Source organism: Bartonella heixiaziensis (assembly GCF_046245125.2).
Classification (GTDB): domain Bacteria; phylum Pseudomonadota; class Alphaproteobacteria; order Rhizobiales; family Rhizobiaceae; genus Bartonella; species Bartonella heixiaziensis.
In genome coordinates, this window is sequence record NZ_CP176404.1 from 303,013 (window position 1) to 328,068 (window position 25,056).

The 25,056-nt window shown below is 38.5% G+C and carries 19 protein-coding genes; 13 read left to right on the top strand and 6 right to left on the bottom strand.

Annotated elements, in window-relative coordinates; translation table 11 throughout:
• The first annotated feature begins 10 nt into the window (after positions 1 to 10).
• Together pgl and edd are read left to right on the top strand one after the other, a co-directional pair.
• Entirely contained in the window at positions 11 to 769 is a 759-nt protein-coding gene (gene pgl, locus ACKC4Y_RS01330; RefSeq protein WP_409361620.1) for a 6-phosphogluconolactonase, read from the top strand.
• Between the two features lie 42 nt (positions 770 to 811).
• Positions 812 to 2,632: a phosphogluconate dehydratase gene (gene edd, locus ACKC4Y_RS01335; protein WP_409361621.1), complete on the top strand. Its 1,821-nt coding sequence runs from the start codon at positions 812 to 814 to the stop codon at positions 2,630 to 2,632.
• 60 nt (positions 2,633 to 2,692) lie between these two features.
• Here the strand turns inward: edd and folD are convergent, their stop codons facing one another.
• Positions 2,693 to 3,592: a bifunctional methylenetetrahydrofolate dehydrogenase/methenyltetrahydrofolate cyclohydrolase FolD gene (gene folD, locus ACKC4Y_RS01340; protein WP_409361622.1), complete on the bottom strand. Its 900-nt coding sequence runs from the start codon at positions 3,590 to 3,592 to the stop codon at positions 2,693 to 2,695.
• 321 nt (positions 3,593 to 3,913) lie between these two features.
• Between folD and ACKC4Y_RS01345 the strand changes: the two genes are divergently transcribed.
• Positions 3,914 to 5,794 carry an AsmA family protein gene (locus tag ACKC4Y_RS01345; protein WP_409361623.1) on the top strand — a complete coding sequence of 627 codons (1,881 nt, stop codon included), beginning with the start codon at positions 3,914 to 3,916 and terminating at the stop codon, positions 5,792 to 5,794.
• 89 nt (positions 5,795 to 5,883) lie between these two features.
• Here the strand turns inward: ACKC4Y_RS01345 and ACKC4Y_RS01350 are convergent, their stop codons facing one another.
• Positions 5,884 to 6,027 carry a hypothetical protein gene (locus ACKC4Y_RS01350; RefSeq protein ID WP_409361624.1) on the bottom strand — a complete coding sequence of 48 codons (144 nt, stop codon included), beginning with the start codon at positions 6,025 to 6,027 and terminating at the stop codon, positions 5,884 to 5,886.
• 230 nt (positions 6,028 to 6,257) lie between these two features.
• Between ACKC4Y_RS01350 and ACKC4Y_RS01355 the strand changes: the two genes are divergently transcribed.
• The 3 genes from ACKC4Y_RS01355 to ACKC4Y_RS01365 all read left to right on the top strand — a co-directional run bounded on the left by ACKC4Y_RS01355 (position 6,258) and on the right by ACKC4Y_RS01365 (position 10,478).
• A complete protein-coding gene (locus tag ACKC4Y_RS01355; protein ID WP_409361625.1) occupies positions 6,258 to 7,001 on the top strand; it encodes a 16S rRNA (uracil(1498)-N(3))-methyltransferase in 744 nt (247 codons plus the stop codon).
• Between the two features lie 69 nt (positions 7,002 to 7,070).
• Complete coding sequence (locus tag ACKC4Y_RS01360) at positions 7,071 to 8,444, top strand: glutamate--cysteine ligase (protein ID WP_409361626.1); 1,374 nt, start codon at positions 7,071 to 7,073, stop codon at positions 8,442 to 8,444.
• A gap of 678 nt (positions 8,445 to 9,122) precedes the next feature.
• Entirely contained in the window at positions 9,123 to 10,478 is a 1,356-nt protein-coding gene (locus ACKC4Y_RS01365; RefSeq protein WP_409361627.1) for an L-cystine transporter, read from the top strand.
• Positions 10,479 to 10,481: 3 nt separating this feature from the next.
• Here ACKC4Y_RS01365 and ACKC4Y_RS01370 read toward each other — a convergent pair whose 3' ends face one another.
• Positions 10,482 to 11,390 carry a methyltransferase domain-containing protein gene (locus tag ACKC4Y_RS01370; RefSeq protein WP_409361628.1) on the bottom strand — a complete coding sequence of 303 codons (909 nt, stop codon included), beginning with the start codon at positions 11,388 to 11,390 and terminating at the stop codon, positions 10,482 to 10,484.
• A gap of 183 nt (positions 11,391 to 11,573) precedes the next feature.
• Here ACKC4Y_RS01370 and ACKC4Y_RS01375 point away from each other — a divergent pair, with 183 nt between their 5' ends.
• Both ACKC4Y_RS01375 and grxC read left to right on the top strand, forming a co-directional pair.
• A complete protein-coding gene (locus ACKC4Y_RS01375; RefSeq protein WP_409361629.1) occupies positions 11,574 to 12,359 on the top strand; it encodes a ComF family protein in 786 nt (261 codons plus the stop codon).
• 48 nt (positions 12,360 to 12,407) lie between these two features.
• The gene (grxC, locus tag ACKC4Y_RS01380; RefSeq protein WP_409361630.1) at positions 12,408 to 12,665 is read left to right on the top strand and encodes a glutaredoxin 3; all 258 of its coding nucleotides are present in this window, start codon (positions 12,408 to 12,410) and stop codon (positions 12,663 to 12,665) included.
• A 19-nt stretch (positions 12,666 to 12,684) separates the two neighbouring features.
• Here the strand turns inward: grxC and ubiG are convergent, their stop codons facing one another.
• Complete coding sequence (gene ubiG / locus ACKC4Y_RS01385) at positions 12,685 to 13,431, bottom strand: bifunctional 2-polyprenyl-6-hydroxyphenol methylase/3-demethylubiquinol 3-O-methyltransferase UbiG (protein WP_409361631.1); 747 nt, start codon at positions 13,429 to 13,431, stop codon at positions 12,685 to 12,687.
• 195 nt (positions 13,432 to 13,626) lie between these two features.
• On the opposite strand from ubiG, the gene ACKC4Y_RS01390 reads away from it, so the two are divergent.
• Positions 13,627 to 14,883 (top strand): aspartate kinase, encoded by a 1,257-nt coding sequence (locus ACKC4Y_RS01390; RefSeq protein ID WP_409361632.1) that lies wholly within the window; start codon positions 13,627 to 13,629, stop codon positions 14,881 to 14,883.
• A gap of 949 nt (positions 14,884 to 15,832) precedes the next feature.
• Here ACKC4Y_RS01390 and nhaA read toward each other — a convergent pair.
• The gene (gene nhaA, locus ACKC4Y_RS01395) at positions 15,833 to 17,203 is read right to left on the bottom strand and encodes a Na+/H+ antiporter NhaA (protein WP_409361633.1); all 1,371 of its coding nucleotides are present in this window, start codon (positions 17,201 to 17,203) and stop codon (positions 15,833 to 15,835) included.
• Positions 17,204 to 17,353: 150 nt separating this feature from the next.
• Complete coding sequence (locus ACKC4Y_RS01400) at positions 17,354 to 19,060, bottom strand: hypothetical protein (RefSeq protein ID WP_409361634.1); 1,707 nt, start codon at positions 19,058 to 19,060, stop codon at positions 17,354 to 17,356.
• Positions 19,061 to 19,473: 413 nt separating this feature from the next.
• Between ACKC4Y_RS01400 and ACKC4Y_RS01405 the strand changes: the two genes are divergently transcribed.
• The 4 genes from ACKC4Y_RS01405 to ACKC4Y_RS01420 all read left to right on the top strand — a co-directional run bounded on the left by ACKC4Y_RS01405 (position 19,474) and on the right by ACKC4Y_RS01420 (position 25,056).
• Positions 19,474 to 21,243, top strand: a complete 1,770-nt coding sequence (locus tag ACKC4Y_RS01405; protein ID WP_409361635.1) for an SLC13 family permease — start codon at positions 19,474 to 19,476, stop codon at positions 21,241 to 21,243.
• 625 nt (positions 21,244 to 21,868) lie between these two features.
• Positions 21,869 to 22,540: a DUF2659 family protein gene (locus ACKC4Y_RS01410; RefSeq protein WP_409361636.1), complete on the top strand. Its 672-nt coding sequence runs from the start codon at positions 21,869 to 21,871 to the stop codon at positions 22,538 to 22,540.
• Between the two features lie 4 nt (positions 22,541 to 22,544).
• A complete protein-coding gene (gene der, locus ACKC4Y_RS01415; RefSeq protein ID WP_409361637.1) occupies positions 22,545 to 23,972 on the top strand; it encodes a ribosome biogenesis GTPase Der in 1,428 nt (475 codons plus the stop codon).
• A 658-nt stretch (positions 23,973 to 24,630) separates the two neighbouring features.
• Positions 24,631 to 25,056 (top strand): AtpZ/AtpI family protein, encoded by a 426-nt coding sequence (locus ACKC4Y_RS01420; protein WP_409361638.1) that lies wholly within the window; start codon positions 24,631 to 24,633, stop codon positions 25,054 to 25,056.

Below are 25,056 nucleotides of genomic sequence, written 5' to 3' on the forward strand. Positions count from 1 at the left end.
AGCAATAAGTATGTATGGAATAAATATCGATCGTTTAAATTTTGAAACGCCCACAGATTTAGCCTTGGCATTGGCTGATCGAGTCGCAGCAGAGCTTAGTGTATCTATTCTTGAGCGTAAGCGAGCAATTTTAGCAGTTTCTGGTGGAAAAACACCAGAATTGTTTTTTCATTATTTGTCAAAAGCGGATATTGATTGGGAAAATATTATCATCACTTTGGTTGATGAACGTTTTGTGCCTTCTCATCATGAGCGTTCAAATGAACATGTTGTACGGCGCTATTTATTACAAAATTTTGCGGCTAAAGCACGTTTTGTAGGACTTTATCAGAAAGCAATTACTGCCGAGCTTGCGGCTTTTTCAGCAGCTAGTCGTATCAATACTTTGCCTAGACCCTTTGATGTTGTTGTTTTAGGAATGGGGGAGGATGGGCATACTGCTTCTTTTTTTCCTGATGCTGATCGTTTGAAACAAGCGCTTGATCTTCAAACACAGGCACTTGTTTTACCACTTCATGCGAAGAGTGCTCTTGAGCCAAGACTCACGCTAACTTTACCGGTTATAATGCAATCTCGTTGCATTATTCTTCATTTTGAGGGTTTTCAGAAACGTGATTGTTTTGAAGCAGTTTGTCAGGAGGGATCTGAAATGGAACTGCCCGTTCGAGCAGTTTTACGCAATGCCAATCAGCTTGTTCAGGTTTATTGGTCGCCTACAGAAAATGAAATAAATGAAGTAGAACATGACAGGGAAGCTGTTGATACTTAATCTTTTTAGGTGTTGAGACGTGCATATAAACAAGGAATAAACATGGCACTTTCAAAAACAATTGCTACGGTTACACGAAGAATTTATGAGCGTTCTCTCCCGACGCGAGAAGTTTATCTAGATCGTATTGCAAAGGCGCAAGAAAATCGTCCAAAGCGGAGTTTTTTGGGATGTGCCAATCAAGCTCATGGTTTTGCTGCCTGTAGTCCAATAGATAAAAAACGTTTGAAGCGTAATATTGTTGGGAACATCGGTATTATCACGGCATATAATGATATCCTTTCAGCACATCAACCTTTTGAGACTTTTCCTCACTTAATTAAAGAGGCTGCCCGTATGGTTGGTGGTGTGGCACAAGTGGCAGGTGGTGTACCTGCAATGTGCGATGGTGTAACGCAAGGAAATGCGGGGATGGAACTTTCGCTTTTTTCCCGTGAAGTGATTGCAATGGCGACAGCTATAGGCTTATCACACAATATGTTTGATGCGGTGCTGTACCTTGGAGTTTGTGATAAAATCGTACCTGGTTTGGTGATTGGAGCACTAACATTTGGTCATTTACCAGGAATTTTTATTCCCGCGGGTCCTATGACAAGTGGTCAAGGGAATGATAAAAAAGCAAGAATACGTCAGCTTTACGCGGAAAATAAGATAGATCGACAAACATTGCTGGAATCAGAAGCCCGTTCTTATCATGGACCTGGAACATGTACATTTTATGGGACTGCTAATTCCAATCAGATGATACTGGAAATGATGGGGCTACATATGCCGGGAAGCTCTTTCATCAATGCCAATACCCCGTTACGTGATGCTTTAACAAGGGAAGCTACTGAGCGTGTGCTTGAAATGACAACTCTTGGCGATGATTATAGTCCAGTTGGTATAATCGTTGATGAGCGTTCCTTCGTAAACGCTATTGTAGGATTAAATGCAACAGGAGGATCTACCAATCATGCGATTCATTTGATTGCTATGGCTGCTGCTTGCGGTATTCGCTTAACATGGCATGACATTGCAGAAATTTCTTCAGTTGTTCCTCTTTTAGTACGGATTTATCCTAACGGTTTGGCTGATATAAATCACTTTCATGCAGCTGGTGGTATGGGATTTGTTATTCGCGAGCTCATTGAGGCTGGTTTAGTTCATGAAGATGTCCGTACAGTTTTTGGTAAAGATCTCAATGCTTATGCAATTGAAGCAAAGCTTTATGCTGATGGTAATGTGGTGCGTGAGCCCGCTCTCAATGAAAGTGGTAATGATAAGGTGTTAACGGGGTGGAGGAAACCGTTTCAGTCTGATGGTGGTATTCGTGTTTTATCGGGAGATTTGGGGACAGCTATTATAAAAACTTCATCCGTTAACTCTGAGCATTGGCAGATTGAAGCTCCAGTTGTCGTTTTTAATGATCAGGAGGGATTGCAAGAGGCTTTTCAATCTGGCGCGTTGAATGACAAAGATTTTATCGCTGTCATTCGCTACCAAGGACCCAAAGCGAACGGTATGCCAGAGCTTCATAAATTAACAACAATTTTAGGTGTTTTACAAGATCGGGGGCAAAAGGTGGCATTGGTAACGGACGGTCGTATGTCAGGTGCGTCAGGAAAAATTCCTGCTGCAATCCACGTGACACCAGAAGCTTTGGATAATGGTCCCATTGCACGTTTGCAGGATGGTGATACAGTTCGTCTTGACACTCATTTGGGTAAGTTAGCTGTTTTAGAAGATATGGTAAAATTTAATGCACGAACGATTATACCTCCCGATCTTTCAAAGAATGAATATGGTATTGGGCGCGAGCTTTTTCGTGTTTTTCGTCAATCAGTTAATAGTGCAGATCAAGGAGCATCTGTGTTATTATAGCATCAGTAAAGCGCGAAAAGGTGAAAAGTAATGCACGTGCAATGAAAGCGCGTAAAATCCTTAGAATTTGGGTACAGGCAGATTATGTAATCGAGTAGCGGCTTTGAGCGTATTAACCATCAGCATAGCAATTGTCATAGGTCCAACGCCTCCTGGAACGGGGGTAATTGCAGCAGTTTTCCCTTTTATTTCTTCAAAATCAACATCCCCGACAAGACGCGTTTTTCCTATACCTTTTTCTGGTGCTTCAATGCGATTAATGCCAATATCAATAACAACAGCGCCATTTTTAACCCAGTCTTTTTTAATCATTTTTGGGCGGCCTACAGCTGCGACTAAAATATCGGCGCTACGACACACATCATCAAGATCTCGGGTACGACTATGAGCGATCGTCACAGTAGCGTTCGCTGCTGTTAAGAGTGCAGCCATAGGTTTGCCAACAATATTAGAGCGTCCAACAACAACAGCATCAAGACCGGATAAATCTCGTCCACATTGTTGTTCAATCATCATCATAGCACCAGCTGGGGTGCAGGGAATGATAGCATCGTCAAGTGCGTTTGCTGCAAGTTTTCCTACATTAATATAATGAAAACCATCAACATCTTTTTGGAAAGCGATGGCTTGTGTTATGCGGCTTGTGTTAATATGAGCAGGTAAAGGAAGTTGCACCAAAATACCATGGATTTTTGGATCAGAATTTAATGCTGCAATGAGTTGAAGGAGCTCTTTTTCTTGTGCTTCTTTGGAAATTATATGTTTAATTGAAAAAAAACCACATTCTTCGGCTTTTTTGCTCTTTGATGTGACATATACCTGACTTGCGGGGTCATCTCCAACAATGATAACAGCGATACCAGGTTGTATCTTATAGTTATTGCGCAATTTTGTTGTTTCAGCTTTAACTTTCACAATAATCTCTTCAGCGAGCTTTTTTCCGTCGATAATATTGTTCATGGCAGCGGTCCTTTCAGTAGGGCTGTTTAGTGTTTTTGTAAAGCATTTGCTGACGATACAATAGAGCTTTGTAGCAGTATTAATCTGTTAATGCTAAAAGTGGTTCGCTAGTTTTGTATATTTTAGAGTTTTCAGAAGACTTTAAAATAATTATTTTGTTAGGAAGCAGCAATATTGCCGTTCCAATAAACTTTGGATAAGAACAAGAATAATGAAATTATGAAATGAGATATGACGGATTTTAGAACTATAAGAAGTTTTTTAACAATAATTTAGATGTGCTTTTAATTCTGTTATAGGGGCAAAATATAGAGGAAGATTGTGCGCGCCAGAATAATAAAATTTTTGAGCGGGATTTTTATTGCAATTGTTTTTTTGTTTGGAGTTGGTATTCTCATTTTACCTTATCTTGTGTCAACAGATGTGATTCGTGTTCGTTTGGCACAAGATTTGAGTGCGTGGACGGGTTATAATGTGCAATTACGTGATCCACCAAGGTTAAATCTTTTTCCTTATCCTAAAGCATTTCTTTCTGGCGTTACTTTTACATCAAAAATTAATAATGTTGTACCGTTAATGGAAGCTGAATCGATAGAAGTTGATCTTTCTTTGGTAGATCTTCTTCGGGGGCATGTTTCCTTTTCAGAGACGCGGATTGTGCGTCCACAATTTGTTATGGAAAAGCCCGTTAAAACAGTAGCTGATTTTTTTGATAGATTTTCTCGCTCACAAGGTGCTTTAGGATTAGCGATACGTAATGCTCGTGAAATATTAAAGCATAACCCTGACAGGCCAGATATAAAGCGTCTTTTGAACCAACCTTTTGGGCGGATTGTTATTGAAAATGGAACGCTCGTTTATCATGATAGTATTACCGGTGTGCCAGAAAAAATAACGGGATTAAATGCAACTTTAGATTGGCCAGAATCAATGCAGGAAATGCGGTTTCGTGCGGATGCTCGTTGGCGTGGAGAGTTGACAAAATTATCGATTGATGCCGACCAAGCATTGCTGCTTTTAGCAGGAGGGAAAAGCCAGATTAAAGCAAGCGTCAATTCTGTGCGTGGTGGTATAACCTTTACAGGGCAGGCACGATTAGCTGAATATTACATTTTTGACGGCAAGGTATCAATGCGTTCCCCAGGGTGGAATCAGACATTGTATTGGATTGGAAACAATCAGTTTTGGGGTCATAGGTTGAAAACACCTATTGTATGGGAGTCTCGTTTTTTAGCGCAGCCAATGCATATCAAAATGAATAATGTGACATTTACAATGGGTAAAACAAGCGCACGTGGAGCTTTAGAGCTTGATTTTCAGGATTATGTCCCAATCGTAATTGGATCTTTAGCATTTGATAGCCTCGACTTTAATCCCTTGGAATCGCTCTTTTCTTTAGTTGAAGAAAAGAAAACACTCTTTGATATGAAGACCTTTGATTGCATTGGGGTAGATGTACGCCTTTCTTCTCCTCAAGTAAAAGTAGGTAATATTGCACTGACTAATTTAGCTGCTGCGATACAAATAAGAAATGGGCATATTATTTTTGACCTTGGACATGCGGATGTTTTTGGTGGATCACTTCAAAGTAACATGCAAATTACACCAGTTGATAAGAAAGTGCGTATTGAAGGACACGCTTCAGGTGTTTCCATTGATACGCAAGCTGCTTCAGAGGCTCTAGGAATTATCCCATTTGTAAAAAGCAAAGCTAATTTTACCATGACAATACGCACGCTTGCTCGTTTTTGGTCGGAATTTTTTACGAAAATGCAGGGTGAAGTAACACTGAATATGTCTTCTGGTTGGCTGTTAGGGTATGATTTGAATGATTTGCAGGCAACACTTTCAGAAAAGGACCAATTTCTTTTAGTGAGTAATGACTCCTTATCTACAGCCTTTGATCATTGGGATATTCAGACGAGATATTCAGACGACACAATGACAATAGCAGAATCATTGATGCGTACGGCAGACTGGAATTTATCAATTCAGGGGGCGATTGCAGCTGCAATTGCCCGAAAGCGGCAGAAAGAATTTACATTGCAGGCACAATTACGAAAAAGCAATAGCTCAGAAACTCTCTGTAGAGATGTCGAGTGTCTTACTAACAGCCTTGCATGGCCTATTGCTTTTTCTCTTAGTTCTAAAGGGCAAAAACACGGCAATCTTTGGGTAGAAAAAAATATCGATATAGATTGATCGTTGTTCTTCAATATTGACGCAGATCTCAGAAAATTGTTGAAAAATATTGCGTTAATATAAAAATTTGAATGATATGTAGTTTAGATTTATTGGATTTGAGAAGAAATTCCATAGCCATCTTCAGTGATTGTATGTTTTCCATCTGCTCCAACGGAGCCAATTCCCACAGTAATCAGGATAAAAGCTAGAAAGGTGGTGATAGTAATAACGGTGGCTTTTTTTGCAGACATATTTTTCCTCCAATCATGCAATCACAAAACGCAATGGTGAATGATCTTTTGTTATGAGCTTGTATGAAAGCAGAATCACTTAGCATCCTGTTTGTTCCGATCATTATCTCATAAAGCTAAAAAAACTGTATAGTCCTTTATAGATTATAGTTCTATAGATATATTTTTTTCTTTTTGTTATATATTTTGTTCATTTTTTGATGAGGATGGTTAGCTCTGGCACAATTTTTATGCGCATAAATTATCAACTTAAAAGATTGTTCATTCGACAGCCACTTGCTTTGAATAAAGAAATAAAGATAGAGGGGCCGCAAGCTTCTTACCTTGTACGTGTTTTGCGTATGCAAGAAGGGGCTGAGATTTTACTTTTTAATGGACAGGATGGTGAGTGGCTTGCTAAACTCATCACCATTGGGAAAAAATTTGTTGTAGTTCAGCTTACACATCAAGAAAGATTGCAAACGGCGCATACGGATCTCATTTATTGTTTTGCTCCACTCAAAAATGCGCGTTTGGATTACATGGTGCAAAAAGCTGTAGAAATGGGGGGATCAGTTTTGCAGCCTGTGATAACACATCATACACAGGTTACTCGTATCAATATAGCTCGTATGGAAGCTAATGTTATTGAGGCTTCTGAACAGTGTGGTATTTTATCTCTACCTGAATGTGTACCTGCTGTGTCGTTAGCAGAGCTTTTAGCACATTGGGATCAGACACGACCTTTGTTTTTTTGTGATGAAGCGCACAAATTGCATAATCCACTGCCTGCTTTAAAGAAGCACGCAGTTACGGCATTGGGCGTCCTCATTGGACCAGAAGGTGGGTTTAGTGAAGAAGAGCGGAGTTTTTTAAAAAAACATCCTTTTGTGATTCCTATATCATTAGGTCCGCGTATTTTGCGTGCTGATACTGCAGCTGTTGCCGCTTTAGCTCTTCTTAATGCCAGTATAGTGGATTGGTCAATTGATTGAGAAGTTTGTAAAATCATTCTAAATGGTTCACTTAGAAATGATGGAACTAATGATAGGATAAAATAAGTTATGGCGCTTGATATAACTGATGAAAGTGAAATTTATAACTTAGATTCCCTGGTTAGCTATTTCCAAGGGGGGTGTAAAGCAGAAAATGATTGGCGTATTGGTACAGAACATGAAAAATTCCCATTCTATAGAGATGGTTTCCGTCCTGTTCCCTATGATGGTACAAGGGGAATCCGTGCGCTTCTAGAGGGGATGCAAGAAGTTTTAGGATGGACCCCCATTTTAGATGAAGGAAATATTATTGGACTCGTAGGATCGATTGGTCAAGGTGCTATTTCTTTGGAACCTGGAGGGCAATTTGAATTATCTGGTGCACCGCTGGAGACAATTGGTCATACTTATTGTGAGGTGATGGAGCATTTAACTCTTCTCAAGAAAATTTCAGAGCCATTGGGTATTGGTTTTCTCGGTATTGGTGCTAGTCCAAAGTGGACATTAGCTGAAACTCCGCGGATGCCCAAGTCACGTTATCAAATTATGACCGATTATATGCCGAAAGTTGGCACAAGTGGTCTTGATATGATGTATCGAACATCGACAGTTCAGGTTAATCTTGATTTTTCCTCTGAAACTGATATGCGGCGAAAAATGCAAGTATCAATGAAGTTACAGTCTATTGCAACAGCATTATTTGCAAGTTCACCTTTTACAGAAGGGCGTCCAAATGGCTTTTTATCTTGGCGTTCTGAAATTTGGTGCGATACTGATAATCAGAGATCTGGAGTCCTTCCTTTTATATTTTCTGAGCATTTTGGCTTTTTAGATTATGTTGAATGGGCTCTGGATGTGCCAATGTATTTCATTGTCCGCAATGGCCATTATCATGATTGTACACATGTAACATTTCGCCAATTTATGAATGGGGCTTTAAAAGGGCAGGTTGTAAATTCAACTCCAAATATAGGAGATTGGATTAATCATTTATCGACTTTGTTTCCCGAAGTACGCTTAAAACGATTTTTAGAAATGAGAGGTGCTGATGGAGGATCTTTGCAGCGTATCTGTGCTTTATCTGCTTTTTGGGTTGGCCTTCTTTATGATAGTGAAGCACTAAATGAGGCGGAGGCATTGACAAAAGATTGGTGTTTTGAAGAAGTTTTAGAGCTGCGCAAACGTGTCCCAAAAGAAGGTTTAAAAACACCTTTTCGTCAGACCATCATTTTAGAATTGGCACGTCAAGTTATTGCTATTTCGCGCAAAGGCTTAAAAAATCGCCGGAAGTGTAATGTTGATGGGTACGATGAGACAAATTTTCTGAATCCCTTGGAAGAAGTAATTGTTATGGGGCAGACAGATGCTGATAAACTTTTATCCAATTATCATTCTATTTGGGGAAAGGCTGTGGAACCAGTTTTTTTAGAATACGCCTATTAAGATTTTGAAACAAGAAAAACACTTTGCACTTATTGAGAAATGTGTACCGTTATTGTTAACCATTCATGGACTATCTTTTACAAGGGACATTGCGTCTCCTAGTGTTTATTCATGAAGGATACAATGCAAGGTTTATGAGGTATTGTTATCTTTATTTATACCAAATAGCAGATCAATATTATCATGCTACTCTCTCAGCCTAAAGTAGTGTTTTCTTTTGCAGGTGGCAATGAAAACTGCTGAAAATATTGATCATAAAATTGGCAAGGATGTTTTGATATCGTCGTATTAAGAAAAATAAGCCATGGGCTCTTTGGTAGCTTATTTATCGTTGCTAAGAAAGCTCTTGCCGATTCAAATAATAGAAGAGTGATAATAGCATAATTCAAATGATAAGGCGTATTGAAATACAATGGTAGCTGTTTGTATTTTATTTTTTGCTAAAAAAATTATTTTAAAATAAAACCCTATGGATAGTAGGAAAATGAGCTCATTTGATTTTTTATCTTCTTTAAAGAATTATCAAGAGACAAAAAATTCTCTTCTAGCCTATAAATTAAAAAATAATGATTTTATAAAAGCATCACAAGCTTTATATTTCATTTTTAGATTTTACGCATTCGTTTTGAGCTATGCGTTATTTTTTAATATCAAGCACAACGATAATAGGCATAAACAATGACATTTAATTTTTTTATCAATTTATTTCTATTTGTTATTTTTTTGTTATGGCTTGCTCAAAGTAAGAAAATGCAATGGAGTCTTTCTCTGCGCGTCATGCTAGGCCTTGTTTTTGGCTTGATTTTTGGAACTGTTTTGCAGGTTATTTACGGGGGAGGGGAAGCGACTCTGTTGAAATCTGTCGAATGGTTTAATATTGTTGCTGATGGTTATATTTCGTTACTGCAAATGATTGTTATGCCATTGGTTTTTATTTCTATCGTTTCAGCAGTAGCTCATTTGCATTCTGTTTATGCTGTTGGTAAAATTAGTGTAATGGCGATTTCAATATTACTTTTTACAACAGCTATTTCAGCATTGGTTGGTGTTTTGGTAATTAACTTTTTTGGATTAACAGTGAACGGTTTGGTACATGAAGGGCAAAATGTGTCTGCTGTTCTTGAGTCGCGTGTTTCTCAACTTGGAGATATGAGCGTACCAAAGATGATTTTATCCTTTATTCCTAAAAATCCATTTGCTGAGTTAAGTGGAGCCAAGCGTACATCAATTATCGGTGTTGTTATCTTTTCGGCATTTTTAGGAGCTGCTGTTACTCTTTTAAAGAAGGATGATTCAGAACAAGGGGAAAAAGCGCTTTTATTTATTCAGGTCGCACAAGCTTGGATTATGCGGTTAGTCCGTATTGTAATTGCTTTGACGCCTTATGGTATTTTTGCACTTATGACTAAGGTAGGAGCGACTTCAAATATTGCAGATATCTTAAAATTATTGGTTTTTGTCATTGCTTCTTATATTGGTATTATCATTATGTTTGGAGTTCACGGTATATTGCTTGGTATATCAGGGATTAATCCAGTCCGCTTTTTCAAAAAGGTTTTACCAGTTTTGACATTTGCTTTTAGCAGTCGTTCAAGTGCTGCAAGCATTCCTTTGAACATTGAGGCACAAACGCAGTGGATCGGTGTACCACAATCAATTGCAAGTTTTGCAGCCTCTTTTGGGGCAACAATTGGACAAAATGGTTGTGCAGGTCTTTATCCAGCGATGCTTGCGACTATGATAGCCCCCTCAATGGGTATTAATCCTCTTGATCCTACTTGGATTGCTACTCTTGTTGGTGTCGTAACTTTGAGTTCTATTGGTGTTGCTGGTGTTGGTGGTGGTGCTATTTTTGCTGCATTGATTGTTTTACCAATTATGGGACTTCCTGTTTCTTTGGTTGCTGTCCTTATTTCTATTGAACCTCTCATTGATATGGGGCGTACAGCGTTAAACGTAAGTGATTCAATGGTGGCGGGAACTATAACCAGTCAGATGTTGCGTACAACGGATAAAAACATTTTTGAGAGATGATGTTTATGTCGGGGTTACGTTTTTCTTATTTTTGTTTTGGTTGTTTTTTTCTAAAATATCTACAAGAGATATTTGAGCTTGGCCTGGTTGCATAGGTTTTTGTTGATTTTTATCAGGAGCCCAACCAGACAGCCAGATGAAAGAGAAATGTGCACGAATACGGCCATCGGAGTCACTAAATCGTTCGGCATAGATTTCAGCAGCGCGAAGGAAAAAACGCTTGGATACGGGACGTCGTGAGCGATTGATGAGTGCGTTTTGCATTCCCATAGCTTTAAGATCATGCATAAGATCAAACATTGTATTATAGCGTATAGTGATCTCTTCAACATCTGCTACGGGTAAGGCAAAACCAATACGTTGTAAAAGAGCCCCTGCATCACGAATATCAGCAAAGGGATAAATTCTTGGACTAACTCCATCATAAATCTCAGTTTCAGCTTGCAGCAAACTTTCGCGCAATTCTCTTAACGTACCAGCTCCTGCCATAACAGCAAGAAATAAGCCATCTGGTTTAAGGATATTTTTTATCTGACTAAGAACCCCAGGGGTATCATTGGTCAATTGTAATGAAAGAATTGAGACGATAAGGTCACAATAATGTCGAGGAAAATCAAGCAATTCTCGATGACGTAAATGAAATTTTTTGTCATGACTTTGATAGAGCATGTCGGTTTCGACGCGTTCTATAGAATGGACTTTTCCAGATTTTATCAAAGCTTGCGCGGCAAGATCTGTATGACTGTGTAAATCTAGAGCTAATGTAAAGCGACGATCAACAGTACTGAGACGTTTATAGAGATCCTCAGCCATAGAGGACAGTAAGAAATCGTATCCCTCTTTTGCATTTTGGAAAGCACGTTTGCGGAATTGTTCAATACGGGCATGATCAAAAATTAAAGAGTATGACATGTCGTTGAGGTCTTTCGCTCTATGATTCAAAGTATATTTTCAAAGGTTCATTTTTACACAAGCTCTGTCAAGTTATGATGTGAAAGAAAAAAAATATAAAGAGTAAGAGTCTATAAAGGAATTAAAGTTAAAAGATACAAAAGATTTTTTTATACAGGGAAGCTATAAAAGCCTGAATTAACGATGCTATGTTTTCAAGAAGTGGCTTTAAATGGCAGGAATATATTAAATAAGTTCATTGAGCACTTGCTGACAATTTTATATCCGCCAATTTGCCCTGGATGTAAGCAAAGAGTTTCTGCTTGTGGTACGATTTGCTCTGAGTGTTGGAAAGGTCTTCAATTTATCACAAAACCTTATTGCCCTGTTATGGGAATCCCTTTTGTTTGTGATATGGGAGATGGTTTTCTCAGTGGTGAAGCACTTCAAAATTCTCCTCCTTTTTCGCGTGTTCGTTCTGCTATTATTCATAAAGGGGTGGCGCAAGCTCTGGTAACGCGATTGAAATATGGTGATCATATAGAACTGGCATCTTTTATGGCAAATTGGATGGTTTTTGCTGGGCGCGAGATTATTGATGATTGTGATGTCATTATTTCCATTCCTTTGCATTTTCGTCGTTTTTTTAAACGACGTTATAATCAATCTGCTGAGCTTGCTCGTTATATTGCGGTAAAACAGAAAAAAATTTTTAAACCCGGCTGGCTTGTACGTTGTCGACATACACGTCCACAGGTTAGTCTATCTGCTAAGGAACGAAAACTTAATGTGTTGAATGCCTTTGAAGTGCCGCATAAAGTTAAAAAATATCTAAAGGGGCGTTCTATTTTGTTGATTGATGATGTTTTCACTACAGGTGCAACTGTTACAGCGGCGGCTGCAACATTAAAGCGTGCAGGTGCACGGCAGGTGGATGTGCTAACATTTTCGCGTGTACTAAAAGAGGCTTCCATACTACCTGATTCTTGAGAAGAGACTTAGGTTGGCACTATTTTGAAAACATTGGAGAATAATACTATGAAAGAAGTAATACTTTATACACGTCCTAACTGTCCTTATTGCGCAAGAGCGCGTGATTTGCTTGATAAAAAAGGGATAAAATATACAGATCTTGATGCATCAACTTCTCTTCGCCAAGAAATGGTGCAGCGAGCGAATGGACGTAATACATTTCCACAAATTTTTATAGGTGATTATCATGTCGGCGGTTGCGATGATCTATACGCTTTAGAAGATGAGGGGAAGCTCAATTCTTTGCTGGAAGGTACGAAATAGCTGTAGGTTATTGTGTGCTCTATGAAGGACGTTTTGCGAGAAGCATATAGTTAATGCTCATATCTCTTGAGCGATTCCAGCTGTCGTTTAATGGATTATAAGTAATACCGATCTCATCAACGACAGTGAGAGCATTTTTTGATAAGAAATTTTTAAGTTCATGAGGTTTTAGGAATTTTTTATAATCATGAGTTCCTTTAGGAAGCCAACGTAAAATGTATTCTGCGCCTATAATAGCTAGCCCCCATGCTTTCAATGTGCGGTTGAGTGTTGAAACAAACATCAACCCTTTGGGGTTAAGCATTTCTGCTGTAGCTTCTATGAAGAGATTGACATCAGCAACGTGTTCAACAACTTCCATATTGAGGATGATATCAAATTTCTCTCCTTCATTGGCGAGCGCTTCTGCCGTAGTAGTACGGTAATCAATTGAAAGTCCGCTTTGGATTGCATGGATTTTTGCGACTTCAATATTTGTTTGCGTAGCATCAGCTCCGACAACCGTAGCACCAAGACGTGCCATTGGTTCGCATAACAAACCTCCTCCACAACCAATATCGAGAATTTTTAAATTCTTGAAGGGCGTAAGTGAAATAGGATCACGATTAAATGCTAGACAGATTTTTTCTCTAATATAAGCAAGACGCGTTGGATTAAATTGATGAAGTGGTCGAAATTTTCCCTTTGGATTCCACCATTCCGCAGCAATACGCGAAAAGTGATCAATTTCATTCTGATCAATTGTGGTACGCATTTCATTTGTCATGTCGCTTTCCTTTTACTTTTTTATGATAAAGACAGGTAGATTTTATTATAAAGTCAAGAGAAATTAATATAAACATAACTAAACTTGCACAAATTGTAGATATTCGGTATGTGAAAAAACAATTTTTGATACGGCAGTAAGATCTTATCTACATTATCGTTTGAGATAAGAAACGTAAAGGTGAGAGTGTTATTGATGGCACGTATTGTCATGAAATTCGGTGGGACGTCTGTGGCAGACATTGAACGTATTCGTAATGTTGCACGGCATGTCAAAAGAGAAGTGGAAGCAGGCAATGAGGTTGCTGTTGTAGTGTCTGCGATGGCTGGAAAAACCGATGAACTTGTTCAATGGACACGTGACGCTTCACCGATGCATAAAGATGATTACGAATATGATGTGATTGTTGCTTCTGGTGAGCAAGTAACAGCGGGTTTATTGGCTCTTACACTCCAAGCAATGGGAGTGAATGCGCGTTCATGGCTCGGTTGGCAAATTCCTATCCATACAGATAGTGCGCATAGTCGTGCACGTATTACAGATATTGATGGATCTTTTTTAATACAGTGTTTTCAAGAAGGTCAGGTAGCAGTTATTGCTGGTTTTCAGGGGATAGCTCCGGATAATCGGATTTCTACTTTAGGGCGTGGCGGATCAGATACGAGTGCTGTTGCTATAGCGGCGGCTATACAAGCTGATCGCTGTGATATTTACACAGATGTGGATGGCGTTTATACAACGGATCCACGTATAGAACCTAAGGCACGTCGTTTACCCAAAGTGGCTTTTGAAGAAATGCTTGAAATGGCTTCTCTTGGGGCAAAGGTTTTACAGGTTCGTTCTGTTGAACTGGCTATGGTTCATAAAGTCCGTACCTTTGTGCGCTCAAGTTTTGAGGATCCTGATGCTTTAGGCATGGGAGATCCAATGAATTCTCCTGGAACACTTATTTGCGATGAGGATGAAATCGTGGAACAACAGAATGTTACTGGTATTGCTTTTGCTAAGGATGAAGCGCAAATTTCACTTCGTAGACTTGCAGATCGCCCAGGGATTTCCGCAGCAATTTTTGGCCCTTTAGCTGAAGAGCGGATTAATGTCGATATGATTGTGCAAAATATTTCTGAAGATGGCTCAAAAACCGATATGACTTTTACTGTACCATCAACAGATGTAGATAAAGCCGTTGCGCTTCTTGAGAAAAATCGTCAAGAGATAGGGTTTGACGTTATTCAATTTGAAAGCGATCTTGCCAAGGTATCTGTTATTGGGATTGGAATGCGCAGTCATGCCGGTGTTGCTGCTACAGCATTTAAGGCTCTGTCTGAAAAAGGTATTAATATTCAGGCAATTACGACTTCAGAGATTAAGATTTCCATTTTGATTGATAGTGCTTACACTGAACTTGCGGTCAGAACATTACATGCTGTTTATGGACTTGATAAGGGATAAGCATTTTTGAGCGCTAAAGGGATTTGGAATAACAGAAGATTTCATGTGTGTAGGAGCGTGGAGAATTCTCTACAAGCGCGTTTAGCCAAAGAGGGGAAGTACCGCTCTTGTGTGAGAGATGCATATCATGTGAGCGGAGCTTTGTGAATGCAGAGGTTAATATGAGAGCGCTCACAAAATTTGGTTGCATTAGATTATTCACGCAATTATGCAAAATATAATTTATGAAATATTTTCTATCGATATTTTTCTTTTCCCATATGACCACTTAGAACTTTATGTGTAATCGCGTGGGAGCATTCTATTATTTTCGAGGGTGAATAAGTATCGAGTGTAAGGATTTATCGAGCAATTGTTTGTAAAGGGATACTCTCAATTTACGAAATGCGCAAAAGCTTTCTTTTTTCTTTGCATATGAATTTGGGGGTTATAATCTACCTGCGTAGGCTTTGGATATGTCCTGATTTAGATCAAGCGCAATAAAAAAGTGCTCCATAATTCTCAATGAAGCAGATGATAATCCACTTGGTTATGGAAACAACAGTTTTTATAATTAGAAGAGAGATAAAGATCTAGATACTCGAAAACTGGCCAGCGACAACTTTAGAAGAAGACTGTGATAGACAATTTGTTTGGTATCTCTTACTTGTTGATTATCTTACATATGCAGTTTATCTACATGAACCGGTTAGGATCTGAATAATGAAATCAGATGAAGACACATTATTTTACAAATCATACATTATTGTGATGGATTTCTTTCATACAGCTTCACAGTAAAGTTGAATAGATTTAAAAAAGGCAATGCACTTATTCATTTATGAAGAAGCAAAATATGTTAGGGCGCTTTTCTTTGTTCGTTTTTGTAATTATGATACAGCTGCAGCATAATAAATCAAATAAATTGCTTTTTAAAAGGTTAACATAACAACGTGCATTATCGTATAGCTTATTGAGGATTATGAGGCATTTTTGTATTGCGCTTATTATGCTTGATATAAATGAGTCCATACCCAAGACCAACAAGAGCAGATAAACCAGAACCACAAAGAACGCCAATTTTTGCTGAATCAAGAAGGACAATATCTTTAAAAGCAAGCATTGAAACGAAGATAGACATTGTAAAACCAATACCGGCTAAGAATCCAATGAGCAATATACCTGCCCATGTTGTCTGAGGGGGCAAGCGACAGAGCCCTGTTTTTACAGCTAGATAACTAGCAGTGATGATACCAAAAGGTTTCCCTACAAAAAGACCAATGATAACACCAAGAACAACCAAGAATGATTTTTCAGAAGAAAGGTCAAAATTTGCAAAACTAACACCAGCGTTTGCAAAGGCAAAAATTGGCATCACACCGTATGCAACCCATGGATGTAATGCTTTCTGAACACGTATTACTGGTGCAATCATATCACGTTGTCCTTTACGCATTTTTTTCAATGCAGTTGAGATATGGTGCAGATCTGTTTTTACATTTTTTTCTTGAAGAATTTGCATTGCATTGCTTAACATGGTGAGCGGTGCTACAAGGGTACGGGTAGGAAAAACCGGAGTCATCATGCCTAGAATCACGCCAGCGAGTGATGGATGAACGCCCGTTATCATTAAGCCCCACCAGATGATTGCACCAGGTAGAATGTAAAGCCATGCTGATGCGAGTCCAATCCATTGAAAAAATAGCACCAAAGCAATACCTCCTGCTGCAATGGCTAAACCACTAGGATCAATGTTTGTTGAATAGAAGAAAGCAATGATAAGAACAGCGATAATATCATCAATAATTGCTAATGATAAAAGAATGACATGAAGGTTAGCAGGGATTTTTTTCCCAAGAAGAGCAAGAATGCCTAGTGCAAAGGCAATATCTGTTGCTGTTGGGACGGCCCAGCCATGTGTCTCTCCACCACTAAAGTTAAAGCTGAGGTAAATAATTGCAGGGAGACAGACTCCTCCTATTGCTGCAACAATTGGCAAAATTGCTTGTTTAAAATCAGCAAGAGCGCCTTCATAAATTTCTCGGCGAATTTCCATTCCGGCTACGAGAAAGAAAACAGTCATGAGAGCGTCGTTAACCCAGAAATGTAAATCCCATGAGAGTGTAAAATGGCCAAAGTTAAAGCCAAAAGGTGTATGCCAAAAGGATTCGTAGAGAGAAGCATATTCAGAATTGGCAAAAATGAGTGCAGCAGCAGCAGCTAATAAAAGAATAATACCGCTGAGAGCTTCAATATGGAGAAAACGCTCGATAGCAGAAAGCGCTTGATTTGTGACACGAGAAGCGCGATTAGGCAAGCGATTTGAAGATAAATCAGACATGAATGACTCCAACTATCGACAATATTACGGATATATTTTTTACGTAAACTATTCTGTATGGTGCTTTTTATATCATACAAAAGAAAAAAGAGGAATAAAGCCTTAACTCTTATTGTGCAAAATTATCACCTTTAAAACGGAGCATGTTCTTTAGGGGGATGTTTCATTTTTGACAGTCAGATTAACTTTGTTCAGAACAGTAGACAAATCATTTTGAAGTGCGGATTCAAGATCTATCATTGTGAGGCCTTTGTTATCTTTTGCTGTTATTTTAAGGATCAATGTTTGTGGATTTTTAGCAAAGTCTCCAAGAAACTTTGAAATATTTCCAGCTTTTTCATGATCTTTTAGCAATATTTTGGGGGTTTGTGTCATCATCAGATAGAAATCGTTATAAAGTTCTTCCTTGAGATCATGTCTGTTGTCATTAAGATTTTTTGCCAGATAAGAGAAAAGCTTATCAATGAAGCCAACATCCGTATAGCGTACATCGATTTCAATTATACCAAAGTCTTGGGAAGCAGCAATCATTGCTTCTTTTTGTCCAGAGAAGAATTTTGCATCAACATCTACAGCTTTAGCAGATATTTCTCCAGAACCAATGTTTTTTATATCAAAAGACATTGGATTAAGAAGGAGCGTACGCTTTTTTTCATTATAAGAGACATTCAATTTTCCTGAAAGATCAAGCCGTTCAAGGTCCATGTTTTTAAGGAAAGCTAAGTCTTTTTCTTCCATTTTTTTAGGTACAATAGAAAGGTTATCGAGAGAGAGCAGAAAGTTTTTGGGTATAGGCTGCTCCCATTGAGTTGGTTTGAATTGGAATGACTTAAGTGTTGCCTTTAACTGTGGTATATCAATCGTGACGTTATCAATTTTAGTATTGGTTGAGGTAATGGCGGGGAGAGCGTTTAGAAGAATATCATTTCGCGCGGTTTTTTCAGCTTCTTGGTTATTTTCTTTTCTTGCGTTAAGATAAGCTTTGACCAATTTCTCAGGTGTTTGGTGGAGTGGTTCCATTTTTAGACCAGATGTTCTAAATCTGCCAAGAGAGAAAGAAGTATTCTTCCCTTTTTCTTGGAACACATCGACCATTACATTATCCAGAGAAATAGCACCGGCAACAGTTTTTGCTTCGTTGAGAGCATTGCTTTTTCCAAAAATGATAGAATAGGCGTAGTTAATGTCGATATCATGTACTTTTATTGTATCGCTCTTGGCGATGAGATGCATTTGTTTGGCACTGTTTTCTGCTATTGTCGTAAGATCCATGTTTTTGAAACCAACAGAACCAATCTGACCATTTTTAAAGCCAGAAAGCTGAAAATCCTTTATTTCAAGTTTTTCAGTTAATTTGTTCTCCTTTTCTACAGAAAGCAGTATATCCGGTGCAACGATTGAGGAAAGCTCAATACGCATAATTGATTGCAAAAGATGGGATGCGATCGTGGTATCCTTTTTTTTAAAGTATACGCTGTTAAGAGAAATTTTGGGAATTTGAATGTGAATATTATTACGCTTTAAGTCAACATTATAAAGTGTAAAAGTGCCAGGAATAAAAGAAAGGGGAGGACGGGCCGAAATGGCACCAATTTTAAGTGATATGTCTGCAGGGACTGGCAGAGTAACATTTGTCAAATTGACTTTACCTATGATGCTAACTTCAGATGTTTCTGCTTTTATGGAACGGCGGGCTATTTCTTGTTTTACAAAACTATCAAGGTAGGGTTTTGCCATATAAAAGACACCGACAATGACGACTATCAGAATAGCAGCAAATCCAATAATATATGTCAGCCAGTATTTTAGCTTCCCTTTGTACTCACCGTTAAGATTGACCATTATTTCTTCTTTCATTTTTATCATTCTATGTAACGCTATTGACCATTTTATGTAAGAATGTAGACAAATTTCTTTAAGCAACGACGAAGGATCAAATAGAGCGTGCACCAGTTTAACAGTTCTCTATTTTTATTTTCTTTCAATTGTAGAGTCATTCTCATTTTTTTTGCAATACGCTTTTATTAACTGCCACCAATTTTCTTTAGATTCAACATTTTATAACAAAGAACTTATAACAGAGAGGGGAGTATATACTGGTTATAATTTTTTATCACTTTAAAGTCGCTCTAAAGCAACTTTATGTTTGCTTTTATCTTGCTGCTATTTGTAGGAACAGTTAAAACATAAAAGATAAAGTTAAAACATAAAAGATAAAACATAAAGATATCGTGTTGTTCATTGTAGTTTAATGGGGAGAGATGGGTATCATGACCGAAAATCAAATAATGGCTTTTTCTATCATTGGTCTCATGATGGTCGTTTTTATTTGGGATCGATTTCGTTATGATCTTGTCGCTATTTGTACATTATTGATTGCTTGCGCCATTGGTCTTGTCAGCCCGAAGGAGGCATTTAGCGGTTTTAGCAATGATATTGTTATTATTGTGGGGAGTGTTTTTGTTGTTAGTACGGCGGTATCGCGTTCTGGTATAATGGAATTTATTATTCAACGGGCATGGCCAGATCTGAAATCAGTGCGCCTTCAATTGGCTTTTTTGGTTATTTCTGTGGTGTTTTTATCAATGTTTGTTAAAAACATTGGAGCTTTGGCTATTATGCTTCCGATTGCTTTTCAATTTGCTCGTCGTTCTCAGATTTCACCCTCTGTTTTTTTAATGCCAATGGCATTTGGTTCTTTGTTGGGCGGTCTTATGACTCAGATAGGGACTTCCCCTAATGTGGTTATTTCAGCTATGCAAGAACGTTTGACAGGTGCTCCTTTTACCATGTTTGATTTTACGCCGGTTGGTGCAGCTGTTGCTACTGCTGGTGTTCTATATTTGATCTTTTTTTCTTGGCGTTTACCTGTGCGTGTACGTTCAGGTGTTTCGTTTGATGATGCTATTGATATTCGTAATTATGTTTCGGAAGTGCATATTCCAACAAATTCACCGATTGTGGGGAAAACCATTATTGATCTCGTTAAGCCGTCTGGTGGGGATGTCATGGTTGTTCAAATCATCAGAAACGAAGTATCCATTTCGCCACTTCCAGATTTTGTTTTGTCTGAAAGAGATATTGTTTTACTGGAAGGCTCTCATACAGGGCTAGATAGTGTGATGAGTGCTGCTCGTTTAGAATTTTCTACGGATCGCACTATTTCCACAGGTGATAAGGATAGTGACATTGATATTGTTGAAGCAGTCATCACACATAATTCGCCTCTTATTGGCATCAGTGCGAAAAGTTTTTCACTCTTTGATCGTTATGATGTGAATTTGCTTGCGTTAAGTCGCCAGCATGAAAGGGCACGAGGAAGGCTTGGTGATATTATTTTCCATCTTGGAGATGTGATTGTTTTGCAAGGACAGGATATGGTTATTCCAACTTTGTTAAGGGAACTGAAATGTTTGCCTTTAGCAAAACGTAATATTGTGTTTGGCAATTTACGACATGGTTTCGTATCTTTAGCTATTCTCTTTATAGCGATCATTTTTACGGCTTTTCAGATCGTTCCAGTTGCATTTTCTTTCTTTTCTGCAGCTGCTGCAATGGTTATTTTTCGAGTTTTGCCAGCGCGTGACTTGTATCAGGCATTAGATGGCCAAATATTAGTGTTATTAGCAGCCCTTATTCCGGTGAGTGAAGCACTAGAGAAGACCGGATGCACGGATCTCATAGGTCAGTGGCTTAGCCAATTAGCGGTGTTTTTTCCACCATCTGGTGCATTAGCACTTATGTTGATTACAGCTATGTTGGTAACGCCATTTTTGAATAATGCAGCAACAGTGATGATGGTAGCACCAATTGCATCTAGTTTTGCTCATTCTCTTCATTATAAACCTGAAGCTTTTCTGATGGCTGTTGCAATTGGTGCGGGATGTGAATTTCTCACACCTATTGGACATCAAAGTAATATGCTTGTGATGGCACCTGGAGGCTATCGTTTTAGTGATTATCCACGCTTTGGCGCTCCGTTGGCAGTATTAGTAGTACTTGTTGCGGTTCCAATGCTCATGTGGATTTGGCCATTATAATAGAACACTTTTTAAAACCTCTAAGTATCAGTCACACAAGTTTTTTATCGGATGAAGTAAAGTTGAAGAGAATATTTTGTGCAAAGAGTTTTGCTTGGAGTTTAGATTTGTATCAAGCCTCTATTATAAACTCCAGCATTTCTTTGAGGCTGGATAACGAGGCTTTTTTATTTTGTTGCAGCTATTTCCAATGATGGAAATTTAACTGTATCTTTTTGTTAAAGTTTTTTAATGGATTGGCTTCCCAATGTAATTCGACAACCAAGGATTTTGAAAAATGCAATGCAACAGTTTCTTTTAAGGTTTTAAAAAAGTGTTTCCATACATATATAATTAGAGGATTACGAATACGCTGCCGAGATTATAGGCAACAATGCAGGGTGGATATTAAGGCAGTGATAAATTTACTATTTTTACAAACTAAAGATATGTAATAGCTGTAATGTGAAACAAAAAGCAGTAATATTGTTTTTGATGATGCATTTGAAAAATTTCAATCTGATCGGGTATGCATTGATTTGCAACGAATAGCCTGGCAATTTTAAGATTTTGACTTTTAGGGCTACCATCTTTTTTCATTTATGCGTAAAAGCGGAGAAAGTAATTTTTTTCAAGGTATGATTATATGTCGTATGATAGTTTTATTGCTGAAGTAAATGCAGAGTTTCGTCAGGAAAAGGCTCTTGCTTTTTGGAAACGTTACGGTTTTTCGATTATTGTTGCAGCCATTATTTTTGTGCTGATGATAGTCACTTATCAAATTTACCATCATGAGCAAATGAAGAAATCCGCTCGTATTGGTGATGCATTTGTAAAAGTCCTTGATTTTGCGGATACAGGTCATTTTGATGAAGCGATGAAGCAATTGGAAAATGTTAAAGCTTCTAATTTTGGGGGGTATCCTTTTCTTGCTCGTTTGCGTGAAGCTTCTTTACTTATGGAAAAAGGTGATGCTGTTAAATCAGTAGAGACCCTTGATTCTGTTGCGGCTGATAAAAAAGCACCGCAAATTTTGCGAAAAGTGGCAAAAATTCGGGCAGCTTATATTTTGGTTGATACAGGGACCTTGGATGATGTGAAAAAACGCGTCAAAGATATGGAAAATGATGTTGATCCTATGCGTATGTCTGCAAGAGAAGCTTTGGGCTTAGCCGCTTATAAAGCAGATAAAATGAATGATGCGGTTTATTATTTTAAAAAGATTTCTGAAGAAGGTGCTCTAGGATCAAAAATAGTAGAGAGGGCGCGAATTATGCTTGAGCTTATTCAAGCTGAGGGCAAAGCAAATAAGGGATAAATTGATGAACCTTACCATTGCTATAGTTGGTCGCCCCAATGTTGGGAAGTCAACGCTCTTTAATCGTTTGGTCGGGCAAAAATTGGCTTTAGTTGATGACAAGCCGGGTGTGACACGTGATCGGCGGGTTCATGCAGCGAAACTTCAAGATCTACGTTTTGATGTGATTGATACGGCTGGGTTGGAAGAAGCGGGAGATCACACACTTGAAGGTCGTATGCGTTCTCATACAAAAGTTGCCATTGAGGAAGCTGATCTTATTTTGTTCGTGTTTGATGCGAAAAGTGGAATAACACCGAGTGATTTAAATTTTGCTTCATTAGTTCGCAAATCGGGAAAACCGATTGTGCTTGTTGCCAATAAATCTGAGTCAAAATCAGCAACAGGGGGAGAGTATGAGGCGTGGTCATTAGGTTTTGGTGAGCCTTGTCAAATATCCGCTGAACATGGTTTGGGTCTTTCAGATCTTCGTGATGCAATTGTGGATGCTCTTGGTAAAGAGAGAACTTTTGAAAGCAAAAACGAAGAAAAACTTATTATTGTAAAGCCGGCATCTATTGATGATTATGTAAGTGACTTGGAGGAAGAGGACTCTGTTTATGATGAAAGTAAACCCCTTCGGATTGCAATCGTTGGTCGCCCAAACACAGGAAAATCGACCCTCATTAATAGGATGTTGGGACAAGATCGTTTGTTAACAGGACCAGAAGCGGGGCTTACACGTGATTCTATTTCTGTGGATTGGGAATGGCGTGGTCGTCATATTAAACTTTTTGATACTGCAGGATTGCGTCGAAAATCGAAGATTCAAGAAAAATTAGAAAAACTTTCTGTTGCGGATACTTTACGTGCAATTCGTTTTGCAGAAGTGGTTGTGATCGTTTTTGATGCAACTGCGCCTTTTGAAAAGCAGGATTTACAAATTGCTGATCTTGTGATTCGTGAAGGGCGTGTTCCACTTATTGCTTTCAATAAGTGGGATCTTGTTGAAAATAGCCAGGTAACATTGGCCGATTTACATGAAAAATGCGCTCGCCTTCTTCCTCAAGTTCGTGGTTTGAGAGCTGTTCCTTTATCGGGTCAATATGGCCAAGGGATTGATAAACTGATGGAAAATATCATGATGATGCACCGTGTGTGGAATTGCCGTATTTCCACTGGAAAACTCAACAGATGGCTTGAAACTGTCATTGCACATCATCCACCGCCTGCGGTTTCAGGGCGCCGACTTAAGGTAAAATATATAACACAGGTTAAAACACGTCCGCCTGGATTTGTAATTTCTTGCTCGCGGCCAAAAGTAATGCCCCAATCGTATTTGCGTTATCTTGTCAATGGATTACGCGATACATTTGAGATGCCAGGTATACCAATTCGCATATCATTACGGGCATCTGAAAATCCTTTTGCAGCGCGCTCCAAAAAGAAATAATCCCTCCCTATCATAGTTCATGAAATCTGCGTTGAAAAGCAAGTGAAAAAACAAGCGTTTTCATGAATCATTGAGTTTTAATATCGAAAAGCAATTGGTCATTATCAAAAGATAATGACTTTATCTTCAATAAATAAGGAAAATAAAATTTCTTTTTTGTGAAAAGAATCTTTTTACCATCTTACCATCGGCCAGTAAGAATATATTGGTGGACAGAAATGCCGTTGTTTATAGCTGTTTATGCTGAATAAAGAGAATAGAAGTATTTGCGAAGCTTATCATTTCAAACACAGGAAGAAATACATGGTTCAAAAGACGAATAATCCTTAAGGCTCATTTTATTAATGAACGATGGATAAGAATGTACGACAATTGATCTATTTCAGGAGATGTTTTCTCAATATGTTTCTAGAGTTGTCATACGAGGATGCATATAGCTTTACTTAAGGTGAGGCAGTAACATATTACCATACAGATGAGGGTGATTATTTGAAGGTGCATGAATGGCTAGAGTTCATAAAATTGAAGGACACGTTATTTATGCGATAAATTGTGATAGATTTCTTTTAGTGGCTTGACGAATAAATTTGAGAACAATATGTTACTGACGGTCTTGTAAGATGCGTTTTGACTCTGCTTTTTGATTAAGGAGCCAATTATGGCGAAGGGCAACGAACACGTTGTACCAGAAAAGGAAGCTGAAGAGAAAAGGCAAGAAGACTGTTTTCATTCAGAGGATTTGGAATGTCGTAGTAAGAATTTAGGTTTAGCTTTAATGCGTAAGAAAGCATTAAAGAAGCGGAGATACGAGAATGAGGGAGAAGAGCCACAAGGGATGGTAGCCCGTGCAGTTAAGCTTTCCAGTGAGTTTTTGGCAAGTATTATTGTGGGCGTTGTTTTGGGATTGGGCTTTGATAAGCTAGTTGGTTCATTGCCATGGGGCTTGGTGTTTTTTCTTTTTCTTGGATTCGCTGCGGGTGTATTGAGTATTCTTCGGTCTGTGGGGTATATTGCTCCCAGCCAATTAGAGCAAAAAGGCGCATTGCGCAAAGATAAAGGGGCCGATAAGAGGTCCGATAAATGA

Coding starts and splice junctions, on each gene's coding strand:
- ACKC4Y_RS01420 (WP_409361638.1), top strand. CDS start 24,631: ATGGCGAAGGGCAACGAACACGTTGTACCAGAAAAGGAAGCTGAAGAG.
- der (WP_409361637.1), top strand. CDS start 22,545: ATGAACCTTACCATTGCTATAGTTGGTCGCCCCAATGTTGGGAAGTCA.
- grxC (WP_409361630.1), top strand. CDS start 12,408: ATGAAAGAAGTAATACTTTATACACGTCCTAACTGTCCTTATTGCGCA.
- ACKC4Y_RS01355 (WP_409361625.1), top strand. CDS start 6,258: ATGCGCATAAATTATCAACTTAAAAGATTGTTCATTCGACAGCCACTT.
- pgl (WP_409361620.1), top strand. CDS start 11: ATGTATGGAATAAATATCGATCGTTTAAATTTTGAAACGCCCACAGAT.
- ubiG (WP_409361631.1), bottom strand. CDS start 13,431: ATGACAAATGAAATGCGTACCACAATTGATCAGAATGAAATTGATCAC.
- ACKC4Y_RS01405 (WP_409361635.1), top strand. CDS start 19,474: ATGACCGAAAATCAAATAATGGCTTTTTCTATCATTGGTCTCATGATG.
- ACKC4Y_RS01375 (WP_409361629.1), top strand. CDS start 11,574: ATGCTATGTTTTCAAGAAGTGGCTTTAAATGGCAGGAATATATTAAAT.
- ACKC4Y_RS01365 (WP_409361627.1), top strand. CDS start 9,123: ATGACATTTAATTTTTTTATCAATTTATTTCTATTTGTTATTTTTTTG.
- edd (WP_409361621.1), top strand. CDS start 812: ATGGCACTTTCAAAAACAATTGCTACGGTTACACGAAGAATTTATGAG.
- ACKC4Y_RS01390 (WP_409361632.1), top strand. CDS start 13,627: ATGGCACGTATTGTCATGAAATTCGGTGGGACGTCTGTGGCAGACATT.
- ACKC4Y_RS01350 (WP_409361624.1), bottom strand. CDS start 6,027: ATGTCTGCAAAAAAAGCCACCGTTATTACTATCACCACCTTTCTAGCT.
- ACKC4Y_RS01360 (WP_409361626.1), top strand. CDS start 7,071: ATGGCGCTTGATATAACTGATGAAAGTGAAATTTATAACTTAGATTCC.
- folD (WP_409361622.1), bottom strand. CDS start 3,592: ATGAACAATATTATCGACGGAAAAAAGCTCGCTGAAGAGATTATTGTG.
- ACKC4Y_RS01400 (WP_409361634.1), bottom strand. CDS start 19,060: ATGAAAGAAGAAATAATGGTCAATCTTAACGGTGAGTACAAAGGGAAG.
- nhaA (WP_409361633.1), bottom strand. CDS start 17,203: ATGTCTGATTTATCTTCAAATCGCTTGCCTAATCGCGCTTCTCGTGTC.
- ACKC4Y_RS01370 (WP_409361628.1), bottom strand. CDS start 11,390: ATGTCATACTCTTTAATTTTTGATCATGCCCGTATTGAACAATTCCGC.
- ACKC4Y_RS01410 (WP_409361636.1), top strand. CDS start 21,869: ATGTCGTATGATAGTTTTATTGCTGAAGTAAATGCAGAGTTTCGTCAG.